This is a genomic window from uncultured Maritalea sp. (assembly GCF_937139385.1).
GTDB classification, from domain to species: Bacteria; Pseudomonadota; Alphaproteobacteria; order Rhizobiales; family Devosiaceae; genus Maritalea; species Maritalea porphyrae_A.
Genome location: NZ_CAKZPW010000092.1, coordinates 1 through 6,670 on the forward strand (window position 1 = coordinate 1; position 6,670 = coordinate 6,670).

Consider the following 6,670-nt stretch of genomic DNA (forward strand, 5'->3'; position numbering starts at 1 on the left):
AGTTGGGTTACGCTTCTGGGCTTGGGCCTTGGTGCCGCAGCCTTTGGCTTTTTTGTTGCCAGGTTAGGGGCGAATGCCGTTTCGCTTCACAGTATTCTTAACAATAGCTTCCCCCTTAAGAAACTTGGCCGGGTTCAAGTTGTTGCATCAGACCGTGTGGAGGTACCGTTTACGACCCGAGGTTGGCGTTCGTTTTATGTTGTGATGCCGGTTGCAATGATTGGCGATGCTTGGAAAATGCGCATTGCGATTGCCCATGAAATGCAACACATTCGGCATGGTGATGTGACTTGGGAATATGTTTGGAGCCTTGTGCATCCACTCATGTTTTGGAATCCCGCTTTTTCTATGTTCCGCAAAAGGTTGAATGTGCTGCGGGAATTGCTTTGTGACGCTGCGCTGTTGTCGCGGCAAACCTTTAACAAGCGTCGCTATTGCGAAACGCTTTTGAGCGTAGCCAAAAATATGGCTCAAACCAAAGCTCGCAATAATGCGTTGGCAGTGCCCTTTGTGGAACCAAAACGGCATTTGGCGCGTCGTGGGCAATCGAGTTTGGAATATCGGATACTCTACGCCCTTGAATTGCCAAGCGCGCGCAAAAGCTTGCGTTTTGGCCATATTGGTCTGATGTTGACCATGAGTTTGGCGGCGATGCTGATTTTGCTGTTGTTGCAACAACCCAGCGAATGGAGCCACGACCGCATCATGCTTTCAACAATTGCAAATCTTGAGCACCTAGAAAGCCTCAACAGTTCTTCTAAATAATCTGTAGTGCGGTGCGTGTCAGCATTTCCTTGAACGCGTACAATAAGGATGATTTGTCGCTGTTGGGTAAAAAACTGACAGACACATCATATCCGGGCATGTTTTGGGTCTCTGTGATTTCGATGTCTGCCGCTGCATTGGCGCGGGCAGAAAAAATATCAACTATTGTAATTCCCATGCCAACCTTCACCAATGAGATCGCTGTGTGATAGGTTTCGGTGGCCAACTGAGGGCTGGCGCGCAGACTTGCGTTGTCTTTGGCCATGTCGAGTAATTTGCCCAATGGCCCGCTGTCCGCAATCGAAATAAAGTCTTCTTTGGTCACCAAGGAGATATCTGGCGTGCGCTTCACGTCTGCACGGCCGCGCTGGCTAACAACAACAAATCGCCCTCTACCAATTTTATGGGTGCGCATCCCCGGTATGTCGCCACCATAAAAGGACAATGCAATGTCGATATCTTTGCGCATCAAGGCTTCGCGCATCGCATCATAACGCATGACGTTTGCTGTAATGGCGATGTGAGGGAATGCTTGGCGCAGGGCAGCTAATGCGAAAGGCAAAAGCTGGAACGAAAGTGCGGGCACGACGCCAATCTTTATGGTGAGGCCAATACCTTCATTGATATTTTCGCAAATCTGGCTTACCCGGTCGACCTGCTGCATCAGCGTTTCGGTGTGCGCGAATAGCAGTTTTGCTTCATGGCTAGGTACAATTCGTTTGCCTTGGCGGTGAAACAGCTGGAAGCCCAGTTGATCTTCTGCGTGCCGCAGGGCTGTGCTCACGGCGGGTTGCGAAATATTGAGTACTTTCGCTGCGCCGCTGATGGAGCCTTCAACCATGATTGTGTGAAAAATTTCGATGTGTCTTAAGCGCATTTGATGGGCTCCAATTTTCAGGCTTATTATAACCTGAGATTATAAGAAGCCAATGTATTATTATTTACCTTTTGAAAAGGAATTGCTTAGTCTGGCAAGACTGAGGCTGGATGGTGCGAGTGTTGTCGATGTATCTTGGGTTGCTTACTGAAGGTGTTGACCAAAACCGATTTGAAAGGTGTTTCGCGCATCCTTTGTCATTTGGCGCGCGGCCTTTGGGCACGCTGCAATGACGCTATTTCAAACTCAATCGCATTCGCAAAAACCAACTGTTGCAGTGCTGGGTGCCGGTATTGTTGGTGTTACCAGTGCTTTGGCTTTGGTCGAAAGTGGCTTTCATGTGGTGTTGGTTGATCAGCTCGACGACGTGAGCCAAGCGACAAGTAAAAGCAATGGTGCACAGCTGAGCTATGGCTATGCAGACGCGATGGCGGCGCCGGGATTAATTGCGATGGCAGGTCGAATTCTGCTTGGACAGGAAGCTGGGTTGAAGTTTCGCCTCAAACCGACGCCTCATAACTTATCTTGGCTAATTTCTTTCTTACGTGAGGGAACAGCAAATCGATTTATTGCCAATACAAGATCGAGTTTAGAGATTGCATTGCGCTCGAAAGCGCAAATGGATATTTGGCAAAATCGATATCATTTTGATTTTGATCATCAGGTTAGTGGCAAGCTGCAAATCTTGCCAGATCAGGCCTCGATCGAGGGACAAAAGCCGCTAATTGACCTCAAACGCACCATGGGTATTCGACAATCAGTTCTGACACCGGGTGAAGCTGTTGAGGTGGAGCCAGCGCTGGGTTGTTTTGGTGGGGAGATGGCGGGGGCTCTATACTCGCCGGATGAGGAGGTTGGAGACCCCCAACGTTTTGCAAGAGCGGCATTGGACCTTATTTTGACGGCCTCGCCGAACAATCGCTTTTTACGTTCGCATGAGGTGACGTCTGTCGATGTTCGTAATGGCGCCATACGTGCCCTAAAAACAAACAGGGGTGATATTGAAGCGGATGCGTTTGTTTTTGCTGCCGGTCAATGGAGCTCCAGATTTGCAAAACAATTGGGTATTCGTTTGTCAATAGTCCCTGTTGCGGGGTACAGCTTGACTTACCGTCTCGGCGCGAATGCCCCAAAGCACAGTGTTACAGATATTAAAGCGAAAGCTGTTCTTTGCCCGCTTGGCGACAAGCTTCGTATCGCTGGTTTGGCAGATATCGGGTACGATGCGGCCAGCGTTGCGCCTGCACGCATTGAACAACTCAGGTCGGTTTTGACTAAGCGATTTCCCGGTTTGGCCGCAATGGATGGCGATGGAGAACCGTGGGTCGGGCATCGGCCCGTTACACCAAATTCTCAGCCAATTGTGTCCAAAACGGCACTTTTAAATGGATTTGTAAACTGTGGTCACGGCACGTTGGGGTGGACAATGGCAGCGGCAACAGCTGTTGAATTGGCATCAAAAGTCTGTGCCCAGTTTGGAATGGCCGACAGCAGACAAGAAATTACGTCAGAAGTGAAACCAGCAAACAGCGCTAACCCTAGTGGTGCTGATTTGGTCGCTTCTGCGTAGCACGACATGCCAGATTGGCATGAACTAACCAAAAACGTCTAAAGGGAGAAACGACGTGAAGAAGATGATCATGAGTGCCGCACTTGGTGTGGCTATGGTTGCTGGATTGTCAGGTGCATCAATTGCACAGGAACAGCGCATTATTTCAATTGGTACGGGCGGTGTAACCGGCGTTTACTATCCAACAGGTGGTGCTATTTGCCGTCTGGTCAACAAGAACCGTGCGACACACAAAATCCGTTGTTCTGTGGAATCAACTGGCGGTTCAGTCTATAACATCAACACTATTCGTGCAGGCGAGTTGGAGTTTGGTGTTGCGCAGTCTGATTGGCAGTATCACGCTTACAATGGTACTTCAAAATTTGAAGAGCAGGGACCTTTCACGGACCTTCGCGCTGTATTCTCGGTTCACCCAGAACCATTTACCGTTGTTGCGCGTGCAGATGCTGGCATCAAAAACTTTGAAGATCTCAAAGGCAAACGCGTAAACATCGGTAACCCAGGTTCGGGCCAACGCGGTACTATGGATGTCGTGTTGGACGCATTGGGTTGGACAACAGGCGACTTTGCTTTGGCTTCAGAGCTGAAAGCATCTGAGCAAGCGCAAGCACTTTGCGATAATAAAATCGATGCAATGATCTACACAGTTGGTCACCCTTCTGGATCAATTTCAGAAGCCACAACATCATGTGACTCTGTGTTGGTGAACGTAACTGGAGAAGCGATCGACAAATTGATTGCGGACAATGCGTTCTACCGGACTGCAACAATCCCAGGTGGCATGTATCGCGGCAATCCTGACGATGTGACTACATTTGGCGTTGGCGCGACATTCGTGTCTTCAGCGGCTGTTGCAGACGACATTGTTTACGAAGTTGTAAAAGCGGTGTTTGACGACATTGATGGGTTCCGTGGTTTGCACCCTGCGTTTGCAAATCTTGACCCCAAGCAAATGGCAAAAGACGGCCTTTCAGCACCAATTCATGATGGTGCCGCCAAGTACTATTCTGAAAACGGCATGTAAGCTGTAATGTTGAGGCGGCACCATTGGTGCCGCCTTTCCCCATTTTGGGGGAATGTATTGGGGAATCATTGGAGGGGCACATGAGCGACGTCAACAATAAGAATGCGCCATTGAGCGACGAAGAATTGGAAGATTTGGTTGCTGCGACCGATAGCGGTGCGCGCAATCCGGCAGGACCGGTCGGAAAACTGATCGCGGGGATAGCTCTTTTTTGGGCCATTTTTCAACTTTGGATCGCTTCGCCTCTTCCCTATACCGCTATTGGGCGCGTTATTCCGGTGTTGAACGACACGCAAACCCGTTCCTTGCACTTGGCCATCGCCATCTTCTTGGCATTCATGGCTTATCCCGCCTTTAAGAACAGTTCGCGGACGCGCATCCCCATATATGATTGGGTATTGGGTTTAACTGGCGCCCTTTGCGCAGGTTTTGCCTTTTATGCTTATGAAACGTTAGCAAATACGGGCGCGCAAGGTCTGCCTGAAACATATCAATTGGTCATGGCAGGGGCCGGGATGTTGATTTTGCTTGAAGCTGCAAGACGCGCACTCGGGCCTGCACTGGCAGTCGTCGCACTGATCTTTCTTGTCTATGTGTTTTTTGGCTCCGAAAGCTTCATACCAGACGTGATCCGTTGGAAGGGCGCTAGCTTTTCCAAAGCCATGAGCCACATGTGGCTCACCACTGAAGGTGTGTTTGGCATCGCTTTGGGGGTGTCGGCCAGTTTTGTTTTCTTGTTTGTGTTGTTTGGCTCGCTTTTGGATAAGGCTGGAGCTGGCAATTACTTCATTCAAATCGCCTTTTCGCTGCTTGGTCACCTGCGCGGCGGCCCGGCAAAAGCAGCTGTTGTTGGTTCTGCGATGACCGGTTTGATCTCGGGTTCGTCGATCGCCAATGTGGTAACTACGGGCACATTCACTATTCCATTGATGAAGCGAGTTGGTTTTACGTCAGAGCAGGCCGGCTCGGTTGAAGTTGCGTCTTCGGTGAACGGTCAGATTATGCCGCCGGTAATGGGGGCTGCAGCGTTCTTGATGGTTGAATATATCGGCATTCCGTATGTTGATGTGATTAAGCACGCCTTCCTGCCGGCTGTAGTGTCCTACATAGCGCTTTTGTACATCGTGCATTTGGAAGCACTAAAGAAAGGCATGAAAGCACTGCCAAAACCCGTGCAGCAAACAAAGACTTTTATCCAACAATTGTTGTCGACCTTTATCGGGTTCGCCGTGTTTGGTGCGCTTTGCTTTGGCATTTACTACGGCATCGGCTGGATGCGAGATTTGTTCGGTGAAAGTGCCTCGATCATTTTGACTGTTTCCACGTTGGTCATTTATGTTGGAATGGTTGCCGTTGCTGCACGTGCACCTGATTTGGCCATAGATGATCCAAACTCTGAAATTGTGAAACTGCCCGCCTATGATGACGTAAAGGGAACTGGGCTTCACTACATCTTGCCTATCGTGGTCCTTGTTTGGTTCTTAATGATTGAGCGAAAATCACCCGGCCTGTCCGCTTTTTGGGCTGCTTCTTTGTTGATTGTGATTTTGCTGACCCAAAAGCCGCTAAAAGCCTTCTTCCGCAAAACAGGCAATTTTGCCGCTGAGTTTAAAGATGGCTTTGATGATTTGATCACTGGCATGATTGCTGGGTCGCGCAACATGATTGGTATTGGTGTGGCAACGGCTGCTGCCGGTATTATTGTTGGCACTGTAACCCTGACTGGGGTTGGCCAAGTGATGGCGGAATTGGTCGAATTCTTGTCCGGCGGCAATCTCATCATCATGTTGTTGTGCGTTGGTGTGATCAGCTTGATATTAGGCATGGGGCTGCCCACAACCGCGAACTATATCGTTGTGTCTTCGTTGATGGCGGGTGTCGTTGTGGAGCTCGGTGCGCAAAATGGCCTTATTGTGCCGTTGATTGCAGTGCACATGTTTGTATTCTACTTCGGGATAATGGCGGACGTTACGCCCCCGGTGGGGCTCGCGTCCTTTGCGGCGGCTGCCGTTTCGGGCGGGGATCCCATTCGCACTGGCTTTACAGCGTTTTTCTATAGCTTGCGCACAGTTGCACTGCCGTTCTTGTTTATTTTCAACACGGATTTGCTGTTGATTAACGTGGGTTGGATTGATGGCATAATTGTCTTCATTGTGGCGACTGTGGCGATGTTATTATTCGCAGCGGGAACGCAGGGCTATTTCTTTGCGAAGTCTCGCAAATGGGAATCTGCGTTGCTCATCCTTATCGCTTTCACCCTGTTCCGCCCTGGGTTCTTTTTGGACTATGTGCAACCGCCATATCAAAACGCAGCGCCAACACAGTTGGAAGAAGTTGTGGGCAAGGCACCAATTGGCAGCGATGTTAGAATTGTTGTTAGTGGGCCTGATTTTGATACGGGCGAAGCAAAAGATGTGACGGTTGTCTTGCCGGT

General features: G+C 49.7%; 5 protein-coding genes. 4 read left to right on the forward strand and 1 reads right to left on the reverse strand.

Annotated features, from left to right (window positions below):
- Positions 1-765, forward strand: a 765-nt coding sequence (locus Q0231_RS03800; RefSeq protein ID WP_299345295.1) for a M56 family metallopeptidase, incomplete at its 5' end; no start/stop codon positions are given.
- Here Q0231_RS03800 and Q0231_RS03805 read toward each other — a convergent pair.
- On the reverse strand, positions 758-1,642 hold the full coding sequence (locus Q0231_RS03805; RefSeq protein WP_299345298.1) for a LysR family transcriptional regulator: 885 nt from the start codon (positions 1,640-1,642) through the stop codon (positions 758-760). The genes Q0231_RS03800 and Q0231_RS03805 overlap by 8 nt on opposite strands.
- A gap of 229 nt (positions 1,643-1,871) precedes the next feature.
- Between Q0231_RS03805 and Q0231_RS03810 the strand changes: the two genes are divergently transcribed.
- The 3 genes from Q0231_RS03810 to Q0231_RS03820 all read left to right on the forward strand — a co-directional run.
- Positions 1,872-3,212 (forward strand): FAD-dependent oxidoreductase, encoded by a 1,341-nt coding sequence (locus Q0231_RS03810; protein WP_269393665.1) that lies wholly within the window; start codon positions 1,872-1,874, stop codon positions 3,210-3,212.
- A gap of 64 nt (positions 3,213-3,276) precedes the next feature.
- Positions 3,277-4,236 carry a TAXI family TRAP transporter solute-binding subunit gene (locus Q0231_RS03815; RefSeq protein WP_269394372.1) on the forward strand — a complete coding sequence of 320 codons (960 nt, stop codon included), beginning with the start codon at positions 3,277-3,279 and terminating at the stop codon, positions 4,234-4,236.
- Positions 4,237-4,316: 80 nt separating this feature from the next.
- Positions 4,317-6,670: TRAP transporter permease (locus Q0231_RS03820; protein ID WP_299345302.1), on the forward strand; the 2,354-nt coding region annotated here is incomplete at its 3' end.